This window comes from Ligilactobacillus acidipiscis (assembly GCF_900116935.1).
In the GTDB taxonomy this organism is placed as follows: Bacteria; Bacillota; Bacilli; order Lactobacillales; family Lactobacillaceae; genus Ligilactobacillus; species Ligilactobacillus acidipiscis.
The window spans coordinates 659,263-675,926 of sequence record NZ_LT630287.1 but is presented as its reverse complement, the minus strand read 5'-3'; the positions used below and the strand labels follow the sequence as shown (position 1 = coordinate 675,926).

16 protein-coding genes are annotated in these 16,664 nt (G+C 40.9%); 3 read left to right on the top strand and 13 right to left on the bottom strand.

The features are described 5' to 3' along the window. Positions 1–260 precede the first annotated feature (260 nt). Positions 261–1,106: a YitT family protein gene (locus BQ5903_RS03015; RefSeq protein WP_010497401.1), complete on the top strand. Its 846-nt coding sequence runs from the start codon at positions 261–263 to the stop codon at positions 1,104–1,106. Between the two features lie 41 nt (positions 1,107–1,147). Here BQ5903_RS03015 and BQ5903_RS03010 read toward each other — a convergent pair whose 3' ends face one another. From BQ5903_RS03010 to BQ5903_RS03000, 3 genes are all read right to left on the bottom strand, one after another. Continuing rightward, entirely contained in the window at positions 1,148–1,555 is a 408-nt protein-coding gene (locus BQ5903_RS03010) for an OsmC family protein (RefSeq protein ID WP_010497399.1), read from the bottom strand. Between the two features lie 354 nt (positions 1,556–1,909). After that, positions 1,910–2,218, bottom strand: a complete 309-nt coding sequence (locus BQ5903_RS03005) for a hypothetical protein (RefSeq protein ID WP_010497396.1) — start codon at positions 2,216–2,218, stop codon at positions 1,910–1,912. Between the two features lie 149 nt (positions 2,219–2,367). Then, complete coding sequence (locus BQ5903_RS03000) at positions 2,368–3,612, bottom strand: DUF3114 domain-containing protein (RefSeq protein ID WP_079578800.1); 1,245 nt, start codon at positions 3,610–3,612, stop codon at positions 2,368–2,370. A gap of 539 nt (positions 3,613–4,151) precedes the next feature. On the opposite strand from BQ5903_RS03000, the gene BQ5903_RS02995 reads away from it, so the two are divergent. Continuing rightward, a complete protein-coding gene (locus BQ5903_RS02995; protein WP_079578798.1) occupies positions 4,152–5,018 on the top strand; it encodes an RluA family pseudouridine synthase in 867 nt (288 codons plus the stop codon). A 36-nt stretch (positions 5,019–5,054) separates the two neighbouring features. On the opposite strand, the gene BQ5903_RS02990 is transcribed toward BQ5903_RS02995, so the two are convergent. The 7 genes from BQ5903_RS02990 to BQ5903_RS02960 all read right to left on the bottom strand — a co-directional run bounded on the left by BQ5903_RS02990 (position 5,055) and on the right by BQ5903_RS02960 (position 11,064). Continuing rightward, positions 5,055–6,512: a PH domain-containing protein gene (locus BQ5903_RS02990; RefSeq protein ID WP_056971501.1), complete on the bottom strand. Its 1,458-nt coding sequence runs from the start codon at positions 6,510–6,512 to the stop codon at positions 5,055–5,057. Beyond that, the gene (locus BQ5903_RS02985; protein WP_010497379.1) at positions 6,502–6,975 is read right to left on the bottom strand and encodes a PH domain-containing protein; all 474 of its coding nucleotides are present in this window, start codon (positions 6,973–6,975) and stop codon (positions 6,502–6,504) included. Before BQ5903_RS02985 ends, BQ5903_RS02990 begins: the two co-directional genes overlap by 11 nt. 175 nt (positions 6,976–7,150) lie before the next feature. Next, entirely contained in the window at positions 7,151–7,807 is a 657-nt protein-coding gene (locus BQ5903_RS02980) for a DUF4767 domain-containing protein (protein WP_010497377.1), read from the bottom strand. Between the two features lie 173 nt (positions 7,808–7,980). After that, positions 7,981–8,742 (bottom strand): flavodoxin family protein, encoded by a 762-nt coding sequence (locus BQ5903_RS02975; protein ID WP_079578794.1) that lies wholly within the window; start codon positions 8,740–8,742, stop codon positions 7,981–7,983. A gap of 34 nt (positions 8,743–8,776) precedes the next feature. Then, on the bottom strand, positions 8,777–9,454 hold the full coding sequence (locus BQ5903_RS02970; RefSeq protein ID WP_010497373.1) for a DUF554 domain-containing protein: 678 nt from the start codon (positions 9,452–9,454) through the stop codon (positions 8,777–8,779). 154 nt (positions 9,455–9,608) lie between these two features. Next, positions 9,609–10,757, bottom strand: coding sequence for an ArgE/DapE family deacylase (locus tag BQ5903_RS02965; protein ID WP_079578792.1), 1,149 nt, complete (start codon positions 10,755–10,757; stop codon positions 9,609–9,611). A 10-nt stretch (positions 10,758–10,767) separates the two neighbouring features. Continuing rightward, positions 10,768–11,064, bottom strand: coding sequence for a type 2 periplasmic-binding domain-containing protein (locus tag BQ5903_RS02960; protein ID WP_056971497.1), 297 nt, complete (start codon positions 11,062–11,064; stop codon positions 10,768–10,770). A gap of 381 nt (positions 11,065–11,445) precedes the next feature. On the opposite strand from BQ5903_RS02960, the gene BQ5903_RS02955 reads away from it, so the two are divergent. Continuing rightward, on the top strand, positions 11,446–12,510 hold the full coding sequence (locus BQ5903_RS02955; protein ID WP_056971496.1) for a tRNA dihydrouridine synthase: 1,065 nt from the start codon (positions 11,446–11,448) through the stop codon (positions 12,508–12,510). A 419-nt stretch (positions 12,511–12,929) separates the two neighbouring features. On the opposite strand, the gene mprF is transcribed toward BQ5903_RS02955, so the two are convergent. The 3 genes from mprF to BQ5903_RS02940 are packed head-to-tail and all read right to left on the bottom strand — an operon-like array spanning position 12,930 to position 16,571. Then, complete coding sequence (gene mprF, locus BQ5903_RS02950) at positions 12,930–15,146, bottom strand: bifunctional lysylphosphatidylglycerol flippase/synthetase MprF (protein WP_154022007.1); 2,217 nt, start codon at positions 15,144–15,146, stop codon at positions 12,930–12,932. An 11-nt stretch (positions 15,147–15,157) separates the two neighbouring features. Further along, the gene (locus BQ5903_RS02945) at positions 15,158–16,117 is read right to left on the bottom strand and encodes an IS30 family transposase (protein WP_079578786.1); all 960 of its coding nucleotides are present in this window, start codon (positions 16,115–16,117) and stop codon (positions 15,158–15,160) included. A 31-nt stretch (positions 16,118–16,148) separates the two neighbouring features. Then, positions 16,149–16,571, bottom strand: coding sequence for a hypothetical protein (locus BQ5903_RS02940; RefSeq protein ID WP_056988129.1), 423 nt, complete (start codon positions 16,569–16,571; stop codon positions 16,149–16,151). Between the last annotated feature and the right edge of the window lie 93 nt (positions 16,572–16,664).

Below are 16,664 nucleotides of genomic sequence, written 5' to 3'. Positions count from 1 at the left end.
ACTGACCGGTGACCCGATCTTCATTTACTATGATAAAGCATTTCAGTTAAAAGTCAACCTTTTAAGAAATTGGTACGTTCCAATTAAAAAGACCGCCGTTTGCCCACTACAGACGAAAATAGCAGCAATTTTTCAGTAATATTTAACAAATTCTATTCAAATTTTTGGCAAATTCAACTTTTTCCCATCAGCTGTGTTTGATTTTGCTCACTGATTATGCCATGCTGAAACATAGATTTTATTTGTAAGGGGGAACTGATTTGAAAAAACCATCTTCTACTATATTCCGCAATTGCCTGACTATCATCTTAGGCTCTTTCGTCTATTCAGTTGCGGTCAATGACTTGCTGCTCCCACACCAGATCGGTGAAGGCGGCGTGACTGGCCTGACGGCAATCGGCTATTATGCATTACATATTCAGCCAGCGATCACCAATATCGTACTCAATACGATCATTTTGCTGATCGGTTTCAAGTTGCTAGATAAAAAAACAATTTTCTATTCTATCTGGTGTGTTATTTGGATCTCCTTTTTTCTCAAAATGCCATCGATCTTGCACTATCATACCCAGCAAACGCTGATCCCCGCCATTATTGCCGGCGTTTTTATGGGCATTGCTTTAGGTTTGATCTACCGTGCGAATGGCACGATTGCCGGCAGTACGATCATCGCTTCGATCTTGAACAAGTATTTTGGGATTCAAACGGGAACTGCTATGCTTTTATGTGACCTAGTCGTGGCACTGCCTTCCGGTTTGATCATTGGGACCGAGCGCATGTTTCTCACAGTGATCGAGCTTTACATTTCTGCAGTAGTTCTAAATATATTCAACAATATGTTTGGTGCTAAATATTCACTTAAGATCATCACCCCAAATGTTGAGCAAATGTCGGCCGCCCTTTCTGACCAACTGAAGCAAGGTATCACTATGGTCCATACTCATGGCTACTATAGTGGAGAAAAACGAGCAATGATCTACATCATTTGTACTAAAAAACAAGTGGCTCAGCTATTTCCCTTGATCGAACAGATCGATCCTGATGCGATGATCGTCATCGAACAAGTTCACAGTGTTGCCGGTCACGAGCTGAACATGCTGAAATAAATAATTTGACGGACAAAAAACGGCTCAAAGCGGCCGTTTTTTTAATATTCAAATTGATACTCGATATCCTTATCAAGTGAATTATGAACGGTACAACGTTTGAGAACTTCATCAATAAATTGATGCTGATCACCGGAGCCAAGATCTGATTCCATATCAAAAACAACCTTGATCTTGGCAACCTTGGATGATTTATCCGGGAAGCGTTGGGTCTGACCCGTGGTTGTCACGTCAAACTTTTTCAGATCAACACCACGACTGGCAGCTAAAGATTCTGCGGTGATCGAAAGGCAGCCGTTTAACGCCATTAAAAGGTATTGAACCGGATTAGCACCTGCGTCCGTTCCTTTGGATGAGACCGGTTCATCTAAAATAATCGAATGTCCGCCAGATTCGGCTGCCACCTGACGACCAATGTGCTTGATACTTGATTTAGCTATATTTGCCATATAAATTCCTCCCATCAATAACAAAGTGCAACGCGGCGTTTATGAGACGAGCATATCGGGCTCAGACAGGACAGCGTGCTTTTGCGCTGTATTGCCTGAGTGGGATAGGCGGAATCTCTTGTCGCGCGAAACTTGACTAAATAACAGAGTGCAGCGCGGCGTTTATGAGACGAGCATATCGGGCTCAGACAAGACAGCGTGCTTTTTTGCGCTGTATTGCCTGAGTGGGGGATAGGCGGAATCTTTTGCCGCACGAAACTCAACTACAACCTCTATTTTAACTATTTTATGACTCAGTCCCAAATATTCAGCTTAAAAAACGCCTCCCCTATTAATTAGGAAAGACGTTGTTAGTTATTCTTCTTGTTCTTCTTCATCAGGATCCACAATGTCTGGAATGATTGCAGTATATGGAACTTCATCGACCCGATAAGCTTCACGGACTTTAATTTTAGAAATTTTGTTTTCTGCGGTCAGTTTAAACTCACTGCCGTCGCGATGTGCTAACATGTTCGGTTCAAATTCACCGCCGGAACAGATCACTACCAAATGACCCTTACCACCAGTGATATCAGCATCATTTTCTTCCTTTGTTCCCATGTAGACACAATACGATGGTTTCCCGTTGACTACTAACTTGATTTGCTGAACAACTCTAGCCATTGATGCAATCCTCCTATATATTAAAAGCACCATACATCGCGTATAGTGCCTAACGATCAATTAAATATTTTAATTTCAACTGTACTTCTAGCAGCAAAAGCTACCTTAACATCTTTAGATTGTACCATAATTTGTGCTATTTGTCTAAATCAGCGCTGTTCAAGGAACCCACCATACCCTGGCACACTTCCAGTTTTGGCACAAAAACGCAAGTATTCTTGGTACACCGCATTTCTTTGACTAACTGGAATCTTTTGCCATGAGACTAAATCTGGCAAACGTTTGATAAGGTCAGCATACGGGCCTCCTATTGTTACCACTTGCGGGCTACGAAAAGCCTGCGTGGCCAACTGCCTAACTTGTGGGTCAAAAGGATGTTTGACATCCAGATAATAATGGGTATGATCCTTAGCTGGCAAATCATGCTGCTGTCCCTTGGGGATCCCATAATTGAAGGATTCCGTGTTGGCAATTTGATACAACTGTTTTTTTGAATAATGCTGTGGATCTGAATCCACACGCCCATCACTTTCAAAACAATAAGCATCCCATTCACTAACAAAATTTCTTGTATCTAAGTCAATAATAAATTCAGCCATACGGGCGTTATTGAAGTTGGAAGAAGCGGCTGTATTTGCCGCAGAGATCTGCACTTTCATATTTTGCGGATAACGAAAAACCTGAGCAGACCGATTGTGAAACGCCGCGCTCGTGGTCAGATCTAAGGGGATTTTGGCGGTGGTGGCGTATTTTTGAAGTTTGGCAAAATCAGTAGAGCCAGTATAATTTTGCCGAATATATCTAATATTTTGCAGATCGATCCAACTGCGAAATAAGTGCAGGCGCTGACCTAAAGCATCTCTGTTTAGGCCAGCCTTGCCGGGATATGCCTGCCAGACATCTGCGCGAAAAGCTGTATAAAAAACGGCATGCGGCACAAGATTTCTTGCAAACTCATGAGTACCTAAAAGTTGCAAGAATCCATGATCGTCAACCACTGCTCCCAGCTGACGCAAGACCAGACGTAATTTCTTTTTAGCCTTCAACTGGCTGCCGACATACATTTGTGTGTAAACTTCAGAACCCACCTGCTGTGTTTGTTCAAAACTTTCAGCTAGTCTCTGGAAAACAGACACCTGTTTGACAAACGCAGGCTGGATTTGTTTAAGATATATTTTTAATGCAGCCTGATCCCAATGATCATGTTTTTGCAAAAAGCGTAGCTGCTTTTTAAGCACGCTTAGGGTAGAAAATCTTAGCCAGAAACCCCAGTCAGCCGGCAGCTCAATTTGGTAAGCTCTTTGAAATTTGGTGAGACTACTAAAATGCCCCACAATGCCCGCCAAAATTGTAGGCAATGCTATGAGATGAAACTTTGCCAATTTGTTCTTCATTAGTTACGACCTCTTGTCTGGATCATCACGTTTCAAAAATGTGGTGATCAGCAGCGCAAATATTGCAAAAACTATGATATTTTCCAAATTCATGGCCGCACCCCTTTTCACCCCTATAGTAACAACCTTTTGACCAAAACAACACAACAATGACTTACTTTTCGAATTGGCTAATTCTTCTACTGACTTTTAGCCTATTTATCTCAATTGGATAGAACTTTCACCGACTTTTAGCCGATTTAACCTTAATTGGCTAATTCTTCTACCGACTTCTAGCCGATTTGCCCCAATTGGCTAATACTTCCACCGACTTTTAGCCGATTTGTCTCGATTGGCTAATACTTTCGCCGACTTCTAGCCGATTTGTCCGAATTGGCTAATACTTTCGCCGACTTCTAGCCGATTTGTCCGAATTGGCTAATACTTTCCAAATCTTTTAGCCGATTCTTGCAAAATCTGCTGAGGGACATCCCTCTTTTTCTCGCCGACAAGATAGCTTATAATAAATATTATTAAAAACGGACAGGAGTATCGCCCTCGTGATTTTAGAACGACATTTTCAAATCAACCACATGCCCCATCCACTAACCGTTCGTCAAACTTTGCAGCAATGGTTAGTTCCCAAGAAATGGCAGCATGAATTACGGATCGACCGCTCCATTCTAGTTAATGGTCGTTACCTTCCCTATAATAATCTGGTACAAAATGGTGATCAGATCGATCTAACTTTAAACACCAACATCAACATGCAACACTATTTGCCAGCGTCTGACGTCAATTTTAAAGTCGTTTTTGAAAATTCAGACCTGCTCATTGTTAATAAACCAGCCGGCATCAAGACTCATCCGAATCGCCCAGACGAAAACGGAACGCTTTATAACCAACTCGTGACTTACCTTGACACGCCTCCACTGATGCTACACCGGCTGGATATGCTGACTAGCGGACTGATCATGATAGGCAAAGATCCGTTGGTGATCCCGATTTTGGAACGCCAGCTAGCTCAAAAAACGATGCAGCGCAATTACGTCGCCGTGACATCATTTGATCGAGACATGCCGCTAAAAGGAGTGATCGATGCGCCAATTGGACCTGATCTCGCTGACAAACGTAAGCGAAAAGTGACCGCCACCGGACTGGCTGCACGAACTCATTATGAAGTTTTACAGCATAATGACAAATTTGCGCTAGTGAAGTTGACATTAGAAACCGGGCGCACCCATCAGATCAGAGTCCACCTTGCCAGTCAAAACATGGCGATCGTCGGCGACCCCCTATATAGCAACATTATCGCAGACCAAATGTATCTTTACGCTTATCAGATCACTTATTGTCTACCATTCGACTGGGAGTTTAAAACAGTTGAAGATCAGATCCCAGAAAGTTTTTACAAAATGACAAAATAAAACCATTGCCAGTTTATCCTAAAACAAGCAATGGTTTTATTTGTGACGATACCACCGATAAATTTCTTCAGCTTTCTTCTTAGGCAAATAGCGGACTTGCACCACTTGCTTTTCATTACCTGAACGTAAAATTATTTTAAGATGACTCAGCTCGACCCTTGCCATCAACACCGTCTGTTGCATACTCATTGCTTGAATCCGGCCACGCGGGATCAAATACAGTTTTCGCGTTAATAAATGACCGTTTTGGGCCAGCAAAACATCTGCGTTAGTTAACGCCAACCTATTATTAACACTAGCGTAGTATCCGATCCAAAAAGCAACAGGCAACAAAACAACCGACAACCAGCCATATGGTTGAAAGAAAAGTCCGATGATCACTACCAGTAAAATTGTTGGCAACAGTATATTACGGATGATCTTCCACCTTTCAAAACGCCTACCCACAGGCAAGCGCGGTATTTTTTGCGGCAACCATTTGACCAAACGACTTGCATTTTTTAACGCCAGCCCTTGGCTAAGCACTGGCAGCAAAACTAATTGATCATCTTGTTCCTCATCTGCGGCTTGCGAGGCCAGCACTAATTGGACTGTCGCTAGCTTTAACGCTTGGCGCAAAAACGATTGCGAGATGACCACCGCTTGAATCTTTTCTTGACTGGCAGTCACGATATTTTGCTGTAACAAGCCTTTACTCGTGACTAATTGTTTTTCCTCTGGATGGACTTCAAAATGGAAATAGCGGTTGATCACTACCAAGTAAGAAAAACCCAGCGCCAACAAAATAACGACGATCGCTAACAAACTTAGGACCACACCACTTCTATTTTCTAAAGTTTTCACAGCAGCATTAATATACTTTTGTGGTATCACATCAGATAAGCGATTATATATCGCTAAAAAGCCTAACATCAAAGGCAGGAATCCCAACGAAGTCAAAGCATATAAATTGAGATCATGACCCTTGATCTGATAAGAAAACTCAGAACTTGCCGGAATATGCTCAGTTTCACTGTCTCTGTCTGGAAAGAAAATCTCAGTTTGCCGATCATTTTTCAAAACGGCATCACGTTTGGCCTGGATCTGTGTAACCACCGCGCGCGAGATCACGGGTAAAACTGCTTCCGGTTCATCAGCTGCTTGACTCGATGTCTCGATCTGTAAAGATAATAGACCAAACGGACGTAAATAAAACCACTGCTTAGTCTGCAAAGTTTGGATCTTAGCATACGAGATGTGTAAATGTTTGGGAAAAATGACCCCAGAGTGCAAGATAATTTCTTGTGCAGCGAGCTCATAACTATATCGCAGATATTTTAAAATTCCGCCGACAACTGTGGGCAGCAATACAGCAAACAAAGCCAACCAAAAATAGCCGGTAAACCTCTCATTAAAATTAAAGGCCAGCAAGATGAAAAAATACAGCAAGCCGCTTTTGAGCGATTGATACCAAAAATATAGTAAAGCTGCCGGATGAAGTCGCTTAGCTTGCATTAACATCCTCCTCTTGTGTCAATTCCATCAGACGTTGCTTTAACTGTACCGCGCTTTCTGGCAGCACTCCCGCAATTTCATGCGCAGCCGCAGCAGTTTCTATTTTCACACTTTGCAAATGGAAAAGTTGAAATAATGGTCCTGCTTGCAAAGTGACATTTTGAATGCGCGCAATCGGGATCGCAGTTTGCTTATGTAAGAAAAAGCCAGACTCGATCTCAACGTCTGTCGTTGTGATTTGGTACAGCCAGAAACGATAACGGTAGGGAATTATCAGCAATTCGACCACAAAGTCAAGCAAGACAAGCATCCAAGCTATATAGTTGATCCATCCTGGCCAGTCAAAATGATCCACCACCCAGTAGATAACGGCGCACATAACGGATCCAACGACTAGCGATAATAGCGCACTGATCTTCCACACTTTTTTTATTCTTTCTGGTAAGTGCTGTGATTTTTCCATTTGTTTTTCTCACTCCAAAAAATATTATTGACAGTAAACACGGTTGATCACCTAAAATTGACCAGTAAAGTATCAGTAAATTCTGTTCTTTGTGCTAAATCAAGATTTAAGTTAAAGAAAAACACCCTGGTCAGTTGCATTTAATCAAAGTGTCAGTTAATTTGAACAATAAGTTTTATTCATTCACAATTTGCGCAAACTTCTGTTTTAATTCCTGATTTGCAGTTTCGTTAAAGTGTAAACGATGATCATCCATTCCCTGATTTTGCATAGTGATCAAGACTTTTGGCGTGCCATCGATAATTGTAAAGAAGTAGACATGTTTTTGCATGTATTGTTGTGTTTCTGAATCAGCATAAACCGCAACTAACCCATATACTCCTGACCCAGCTTGACCATCTGCTGACCACTCCACATCAACTGGTACATCATCAACTGCAATATGTTCCTTTGCGTTTTGACCTAAAACCTCGCTAGGCAACTTTAACCCATACTGATCGACACTATTATCCGGCGTATACTCTTTATACTGTTGCTCCATTTCTTCACTAAAATGAGTCATAAATTGCTGCAGCTTCAACGCTTTACTATCGTCCCAATAGCGCTTTTGCTGCGGTTTCGCAGATTCTTTATCTGTGGATGAACTGGCAGTTGAATCTTTTTTTGAACTAGCACTTGCTTCACTTTTGTTTGCCTTTGAAGAACTTGTTTTTTGTGCGGTTCTTTCCGTTGCCTTATTATTGCCGGTACTTGCAGAATCATCAGCCTGCATCGAACAACCAGTCAGCAATAATCCCGCTATAACCAACACGCTCCATATTTTCTTGTTCATCAAAACCCCTCCTAGCAAAAAATAAATTTATTCTGTAACTTATGTACTTTCTTTACTATCAGCTTAGCAAACTTTCTGTTCTCTGACCACAAAAAGAGAGCAGGCCAACGAAGTGCCCCATAATTGTTAGTTTTTGTGTCTAACAATTATGGGGCACTTTGGAGTTCACATATCTATTTACGCCGATGTTTAACATAAGTAGCAAAGTGCAAAATACTTGCCAGCAAAGCAAAGAAAATCACTACAAATGAACTGTAACTCAACCAAAAATGTGTTTTAGGGAATAATCCCAATCCCACCTGGATCCCCATCGCTGCGAGCGCCATGATCGCAACCATAAAGAAAAGTTGGATATATCTTTTCACTGTACTGTCATCCCTTTTCTGAACTGAACTTAGTTGTTGTCCTCGTTTTAAACATTCGGACTTTTTGGCCGCAGGTAATTCCTGAATGCCCCATGTGTTGGTCATAACTATCTCGTTGACTTTGATCACACCCGCAGCAGACATGACCTGATCGATCGTCCGTAAACTCTGGTCAGTGACACCCGTTACCCAATTTTCAAAGGTCCCAGTGTAACAGTCGGTAATACTGAGGTAGTGTTTATTCTTAAAACGATCTGGGTGAGTTTCACCTTGTTTGTCAAAGCGAACTAACCTTTGACGCAGACAGTCAAAAAAGTCTTTCATCTTGCCTGTTAAACTACGCCAATAAGTCGGCGCGGCGATGATCCAGACATCACTTTCAAGTAATTTACCTTCTAATTCATCCAAAACCGGATCTTTTCTTTCATATGTATCGGGCTTAAAATCATAATCTTCCAAATATATGATCTCGGTCTTATTGGCAGGATCTACTCCCTGTAAGACTGCATCTACTAATTTTGCCGTAACTCCATCACGTCGGTGTGAGCCCAAAATCCCGAGCACTTTCACAACAAAGCCTCCTTGTATAACTATAATTTCTAAATCAGAAAAAATGGAGTATTCCTAAAACCACTGGCGGTATCAGCAAAGCTGGCAAGAAGTTCAAAGTATTGATCTTCTTAATTTCCAAAACTCCTAAACCAGAGGCAAAGATCAACACACCACCCACGATCATTAATTCATTAAGCAAAGACGCGCTTAATGCTGTCCTTAAAAGGAGCACCAAAATATACAGACCGCCCTGCCAGCAAAACAGCACAGCCGCACCCCAAGCGATCCCGATGCCATAAGTGGCGCCCAATACGATCGAAGTGATCAGATCAAGTGTACCGTTTGTCAGCAGGAAAGTATAATCGTGATGCAAAGCAGCGTTGATCGGACCTAAGATCGACAATGACCCAAAACAATACAATAGAACTGCTGTTGCCAATCCTGCGCTTAAATCACTGTTAGTAAAGCGTTGCACAACTCGGTCAAAATTTTCTTGAATATTCCAAGCTGTCCCTAAAGTTCCACCCACGGCCAAACTAATAATAAATAAAACTGGCAAATGGCTATTGTCTAATGGTTTGATCACGGTATGAATACCAACAACGATCGCAGCCAAGCCGATTGCTTGCATCAACACCGTATGATACTTTGGTTTAAGGCGGCTTTTAAGCAGACTCCCAATGATGCTGCCGACAATGATCATCGCAGCGTTAAAAATCGTCCCGTACAAGTAACATCCCCCCTCCTTTATGTTAATACTAAAATCTTACCATTTTAGTCAGCAAAAGAACTGCTTTTTTAAAATTTTCCTGCTAAACAGTTTAGGCTTGAACGATTCACTGGTCACTCTTGCAACACTCATTACCGTGCCTTTAATAATATTCTTAGCCCACAAACTTCAATGCTAGTTGTTTGTAGAATTCGATGGCTTTCAAATAAATAGCAACATCGACATACTCATTAGCTTGATGCGAAGTATCTGAACCTGGCCCACAGACTAAACTGTTAAAATCACCCTTGGCCTGCAAGAATTCAGCTCCGTCATTTGCACCTAAACTTCCTGTTAGTTTCAGCATTTCATGAAAAACATCCTGATAAATCTTAGCGGCCGTCTTTGCCAATGGTGTATCCGCTGAGCCAATGATCGATTCTTCCGGAAAACTGTATCTTAATGAAAGCTCATAACCTTCTTTGGAATTTAGTTCAGCTAAAACCGACTCAAGTTCAGCGTAAAACATTTTGTTAGGGTACTCTGGGATCGTTCTTATGTTCCCCATGTATTTTGCTTGTGCTGGAATACTATTGACCTGTTCACCCCCGCTGATCTTAGTTATCTCGTGAGTCACATGACCCAAAATCGGATCACCATGAGAAAACTTACTCAAACGTTTTTTAGCCAAATGATAGAAATCCCATAAATTATCGATTGCATTGATCCCTAGCCAAGGACGAGCACTATGCGCACCCTTACCGGTCGAGGTCACCTCATAATCTATCACGCCGCGTGCAGTATAAACCATTTCTTTCATATCGGTACTAGGTTCAGCGATGATCAGTCCGACCAGATCATCAGCATACCCAGCCCTTGTTAACTGAGCCGCTCCATACTCACCGGTCTCTTCACCCACAGTAGCTAACAAACGGATCTGTCCGTTCAATTTAGTTCCCGTTTCAAGCAACTCAATCATTGCGCTAACGATTGCCGCCAATCCACTCTTCATATCCGAAGCCCCGCGGCCAAACACCTTTCCATCTTGTATTGTTCCCGAAAAAGGTGCAAACTGCCAGTCAGCTTCATTACCCGCTGCAACAACATCCATGTGCCCGGACAAGCCAAAGGTCGGTCCGGTAGGATCTCCAAAGGTCACAACCAGGTTATCACGACCCGGAGCATACTCAACTTTTTCAAATTCAACTTCCGGATAAGGTGCAAACAAAGAAATTATATAGTCAGCAACATCTGTTTCATGCTCGTTGACCGATGGGATCTGAATCATCTTCTGTAATATTTCTATTTTTGAATTTTTATTCATCTTAATGACCTCACTGACTATCTTTTAATTGCTCTTTTTGAGCTTGATCCAACATTTTGTCTAATTCACCTGATTTTTTCAATTTATTGATCACTTTGTCGATCCGCTTTTTCAAGTCTTTATCGTCCTTATTTAAACCTACGCTGATAGAACTATTTTCGACGGAAATCTTTAATTTGATCTTAGAAATTGTATAAACATCTGGATACTTTATTTGATACGCTTTGGCATCTTCTTCACCTAAAACGACTCCATTAAGCTTACCGACCTTCAACTCAGTGGCCAATGTTCCCAGATTTCCTTTCAATTTCATCACCCGCCCTATTTTAGTTAAGTCAAATTTACATTAAATTCTATCACATTTTATTTTAATGATATACACTATTTTTGAATATTTATTAAGTTTTTCAAAAAGCAATCACTTTTGCTGAATATAGTGTATGTCTTATTGCTTGTTAAAGTTACATGAGACAGACTGTTGTGCTTATCCAACTTCTCAAATAAGTCGAAAAACACGACTTGTTGGAGAAGCCCGATCGTGCTCAACTTTTGCCCGGTCCTCTCCGGCTTGTTTTTTATAGTGTAAGCATCTTGAAAAATAAGCTAAATACCGCTAATATAGATAAGGTCTAGAATTTATGTTGTACGATACCAATAGATATAAAAAGTACCAGAAAGGAAATCAATAATGGTCCAAGTAAAATCTGCCTACTGGCAAAACGTAGTCGATGAGGCGCAAAAACATCCCGCAGTTCCCGGCTTAGATAAAATCCCCTTCTTTTCAATGGCCCCAATGGAAGCTGTTACGGACTCTGTTTTTCGGCGCGTCGTTGCCCATGCCGGTGGACCAGACGTGTATTTTACTGAATTTACAAATGCACGCAGCATTACACATCCAAAAGCAAAATTCACGGCACAAGCACGACTGCATGTCGCAAAAGGCGAAAAAATGCCCGTGGCACAGATCTGGGGCAATCGCGGGATCGATTTTGAAACTGCCAGTCAAGATTTAAAAGAACATGGCTACCAGGCTATCGACATCAATATGGGGTGTCCTTCAGGTACTATCATTAAAAATGGCGGCGGTTGTGATATGATCCGCCACTTCGATGATGCGGCTACAGTGATCGCCAGTGCTAAAACAAGCGGCTTGCCGATCTCGGTCAAAACCCGTCTAGGCTTTAACGAACTCGACACATTTGAAACATGGATCCCATTCTTGTTAAAACAAGATATTCCTTTATTAACGATCCATGTCCGTTCCCGTAAAGAAATGTCCAAAGTTCCAGCCCACTACGAATACATCGACCGTTTAGTACAATTGCGCGATGAGCTAGCACCACATACCTTGTTACAGATCAATGGCGATGTCAAAGACCGGACTGCCGGATTAGAGTTAGTCCGGCAACATCCTGGTGTCGACGGTGTCATGATAGGCCGCGGGATCTTTGAAAATCCTTTTGCCTTTGAGGAAACACCAAAAGAGCATACGCTGGAAGAAACCTTGAGTCTATTGCGGATGCAGCTGGATCTATATGATAAGTTCAACGCAGATTACGGCCCACTGAACTTCAAGAAATTGCGCCGTTTCTTCAAAATCTATGTCCGTCACTTTAATTATGCTTCCGACTTACGGATCGCTTTGATGGATACCAAAAACACCACACAAGCTCGCGAGTTATTGGATAAATTTGACCAACAATGGGCAGCACAAAAAGCTGCAGACACAATTGCGATCACACAGGACCGTTAATATCTGCAGATGTTACACTGTCTGCTTTTCAGGCAAACTTGCTATGGTATAAAATGAAAAGGAGCTACCGGCTGCCACCGCTAACTCCGATCACAATTTAAAATGACTTTCGAGAAAGCTAGTCTAAATGATTAGCTTTTTTATTATCGTTGGAAAAATCCAGCAGTTACTTTACACTAAATACTCACACAATTGGATTTACGAGCTCGAGTTTGCTTCACATTTCCAATTGTAACTCAAAGTCCGCTCGAGTTTGCGTCACATTCCCGGTTGTAACCCAAAGTCGGCCCTAGTTTGCGTCACATTCTCGTTTGTAACTCAAAGTCGGCCTTAGTTTGCAGCACATTAAACATTTGCATCAACGATTTCTCCAAAACAAGTCGCTTACTGTTAACAGTTGCCATTAAAATTAGCACTCACTACTTGTTTTTCTTTGCCGGCAAGTTGATCAAATTAACGACCTGCATAATCGTGAAGATCATTGATCTTTTTTTGCGATAAGCAATGTACTTGGGTTTCCAAGCTGAAACATACTTTTCCTTATAGTTCCGCAAGCCCTGAAAACCATAGAGTTTATAACCATATTCGTAAATCAAATGTGATATCCGCTCTTCAATAAAGCTAAATCGCGAGCTGCCGACTCCGGCTAGAGGTGCCATCCCCAAGTTAAATTGCTCGTAACCCTGCTTACTCATTTCTGCAAATAAAGAAATGAACAAATAATCCATGATCCCAGAAGGTGCTTGATCACTAGAACGCATCAAATCGATCGAAGTTATTTTACAATTTCCTTGGGGCATGAGCGAGGCAAATGCAACCGGCTTATTGCTGTGATCACGCACAATTGCTACTGAGGCTTGTTGTAAATAAAACTCATCAAAAAATCCTAGTGAAAAGCCCTTTTCAATTTCATGCCCCAACCATTCATCCGAAATATTTTTCAATTCAGCCATGAACTGTTTGTCAAACGGCGGCTGGCATAGTTCAAATTGATATCCTTGCCGCTTAAATTTATTGACTAAGGCCCGCTCTGACCGTAATTTTTTACCAGCCAGCGTAAAGTTTTTTAAATCAACATAGCCTTCCTCACCATTTTTAAAGAAATCAAAACCTCTTTCATGCAATTTGATGATCAAAGATTCGGCAGTTTCATAAAAAACCAGGGAGTAATCATCCAGATCCGCATCATTCATAAACTTGGTCAGTGCATCATCCAAGTGATCCATATTACCAAAGGGTTCGCCTAAGATCACTAGTTTGTCAGCAGTTTTTTTATACAGAAAGATCACTTGGTCTTTACCGTCAACTTGGTAGCAATACATTTGCTTATCAAATAAATATGCCAGGTGAGAAATTTCATTACCGCCATATTCATCAATGACCCGCCTGACCCGCTCACTATCAACTGAAATATTTAAGCGCGGATTTGTCGTGTAAAAAAAGTAATGTAATAAACCGATCAAGACTAAAGCTGCTAGAATCAAACCAACAAAGCCCATCAGCCAAATTTTTTGTGATGGGAAAAATAAGGCGTTGGGTACAATAAACTTATGGTGCAGGTGCAACATCTTTTGATTCAACACGCCAACGACCGTATATACAATAAACGTGCCTAAATAAGTAAACAGAGTCCATGAGATTGCACCCCAAGACGGCGCCATCCTCTCACGATAATACGCACCGCGAGAAAACCATGCCACCAGCATGATCAGCGCCAAGAAAACAAACATCTTCCAAGAAAACTCACCATAAAAAAACAACCAGCGTAGTGTATTTAAGATTGCAATCGTTAAAGCAATGATCGTTAAACTAAATGCCTTTTTCACACGGGCGGCCGTTCCAATACCAACCCCAATCAAAATAAAAGCCATCACGATACTGATCAGCTGATTTAAAAAGTAAAAAGTATATGGATAAACATCTAGGAAATACTTATTAGTCATCGCAAAATTAGGCGTAGTGGAATTGATCAGCATCAAGACCCCTGAGAAGAATAAAAAGCCGGTTAGCAAAAACTGTGCCAGCCTCTGCAAAATATTTTTAGGCAGTCCCTGCAAATATGCATTGAACCGTTTGCCCATATCATGGATAAAGAAGAAAACACCCAAAGCAAATGGAAAAATATAGTAAAACAAACGGTACAATAAAACCCACACGACTGCAATATTTTTATCTACACCAACCAAAGCCAATTCCATGATCATAAAGACATCAAAAGATCCTAATCCGCCAGGAACTAGCGAAACTTCGCCGATTACAGAGGCAATCACAAATAAAGGTATAATGCTCCAAAAGTTCTGCGGGCTGGCGTGAAGCATAGTCCCGATAAAAATAAAGAAACTAACACAGCCAAACCACTCAAAAAACGAGCCGGTGATCAACCGGGACGCATTAGCCAAAGTCAGCCCTTTCAAGATCCCCTTGTCATTAAAACGTGTTAATAATAAAACAAACGGAAAATATAAACTGCCACCGAACAGCCAAATCAAATAATGAGTAACAGTCCGGTCTTTCAAACTAAAAACGATCATTAAGGAAATAATACAAAAAAGCGAAAGCCCAGAGACCAGAAACAGGGCTACTTTAGCAATAGCACCAACAATCTTTTTTTGCGAATCTTTTTTGTTACTTGAAATGTCAAATTAAGTTAGAAATAACATAGCTGTTTATCTGTGATGTTTTCCATGAATACCTCAATTGGTGTTTTATAATTTAATGATTTTCTTGGAATATGATTACGCCGGATACTGACTTGTTGAACTAAAGCATTTGGTAAATTGCGAAAATCCATGCTCTTGTTGAGACCATCTCGTCTAATTAGTCCATTATTATTTTCGTTTAAGCCACGCTGGTTAGGAGCCCCAACTTCGGCAAAATAAGTACTAATATCATGCTTATTTGCGATTTCTTTCCAACCAGTGAATTCTTTACCATTATCAAAAGTAATTGACTTGAAAAGGTGTTTTGGCTGTTGGGACAACCATTGATTAAGATGTTTATTAACGCATTCAGCCGATTTTTGTTGGATGTTTAAAATGATTTCAACTTTGGAGAGACGCTCAACTAAGGTCATAACTGCACCTTGATGTGCTTTGCCTTGGACGGTGTCTGCTTCTAAATGACCAAATTCATGTTGAAAATGAGGATAATCCTGATAGCGTTGATAAATACTTCTGCCGAGTCGGCCAGCTTTACCACGCCGTTCAACGTAACCATTTGGATGCCTTTTACCTTTCATTGGCAACAATTTCACATTGAAAACACCTCTTTGAAAAAGTCGGTATAAGGTTCTCATACTACAACTGATCTGTATCTCAGCTCGACCAATAATCGTATCAGGGGTCCAACCTAATGCGAGTTTCTGCTTAATGTATTTGGTTTCATCTTCTGGTAATTCAATTGCTTTTCGACCGCAATGAGTTTTATTAACTCGATAATTTTCTTGAAATTGACTAATTGAATTACCAGCATCTAGAAACCGGTAAACACGATAAACGGTTTCGCTGGAACGTTTAAGAGCTTTAGCGGCATGATAGGCTTTAATATCTTGTTTCCAAAAATTATATATAAAGGTTAATTCACGTGTGGTAAGATGTTTATAAGTCATTTGTGGTTACCTCTCTTTTGATTAGGGATATTCAAAAGTCTACCACAAATGGCTTTTTTATTTCTAACTTAATTTTACAAACGACGTTATAAAAAAGTGCACGCAAGCTGGCACCCAAAACGCCGCCAAAACCACCAATATTCGTAAAGGTATTCGTGATCCAACTTGTTTTTAAAACATACAAAACTGGATATTTATCGGGCAAAAACTTTGTGACCATGAAATCGTAGTTTAACATAGGGGTCACAGCCGCAAAGCCCAAGAGCAGCATTAATAACACCTGCCACGAACTTTGCGATGATAGTCCCTGACTGATTTTAGACACACTCACGTCTTTTGCGATCCTGCCAACTTCATGGATCACAAATAACAGTACGGAAAAGATGAAGACGCCCTTGATCAAACCCATCCGTCGTGAAATAGAGTTTTTTACTGCATTAAATATATTTTTCATAGACTAGGATCCTTCTTAAAAATAACCATACTTATTTTTATTAAAAGTATAGCATAACTAATTTCTTCCTAACTAAGAACTTACCAATATGCC

Bases quoted from the DNA above. Each gene is read 5' to 3' on its own strand.
- BQ5903_RS03000 (WP_079578800.1), bottom strand. From the start codon at position 3,612: ATGAAGAACAAATTGGCAAAGTTTCATCTCATAGCATTGCCTACAATT.
- BQ5903_RS02965 (WP_079578792.1), bottom strand. From the start codon at position 10,757: ATGAATAAAAATTCAAAAATAGAAATATTACAGAAGATGATTCAGATC.
- BQ5903_RS03005 (WP_010497396.1), bottom strand. From the start codon at position 2,218: ATGGCTAGAGTTGTTCAGCAAATCAAGTTAGTAGTCAACGGGAAACCA.
- BQ5903_RS02980 (WP_010497377.1), bottom strand. From the start codon at position 7,807: ATGAACAAGAAAATATGGAGCGTGTTGGTTATAGCGGGATTATTGCTG.
- BQ5903_RS02990 (WP_056971501.1), bottom strand. From the start codon at position 6,512: ATGCAAGCTAAGCGACTTCATCCGGCAGCTTTACTATATTTTTGGTAT.
- BQ5903_RS02940 (WP_056988129.1), bottom strand. From the start codon at position 16,571: ATGAAAAATATATTTAATGCAGTAAAAAACTCTATTTCACGACGGATG.
- BQ5903_RS03010 (WP_010497399.1), bottom strand. From the start codon at position 1,555: ATGGCAAATATAGCTAAATCAAGTATCAAGCACATTGGTCGTCAGGTG.
- BQ5903_RS02955 (WP_056971496.1), top strand. From the start codon at position 11,446: ATGGTCCAAGTAAAATCTGCCTACTGGCAAAACGTAGTCGATGAGGCG.
- BQ5903_RS02945 (WP_079578786.1), bottom strand. From the start codon at position 16,117: ATGACTTATAAACATCTTACCACACGTGAATTAACCTTTATATATAAT.
- BQ5903_RS02985 (WP_010497379.1), bottom strand. From the start codon at position 6,975: ATGGAAAAATCACAGCACTTACCAGAAAGAATAAAAAAAGTGTGGAAG.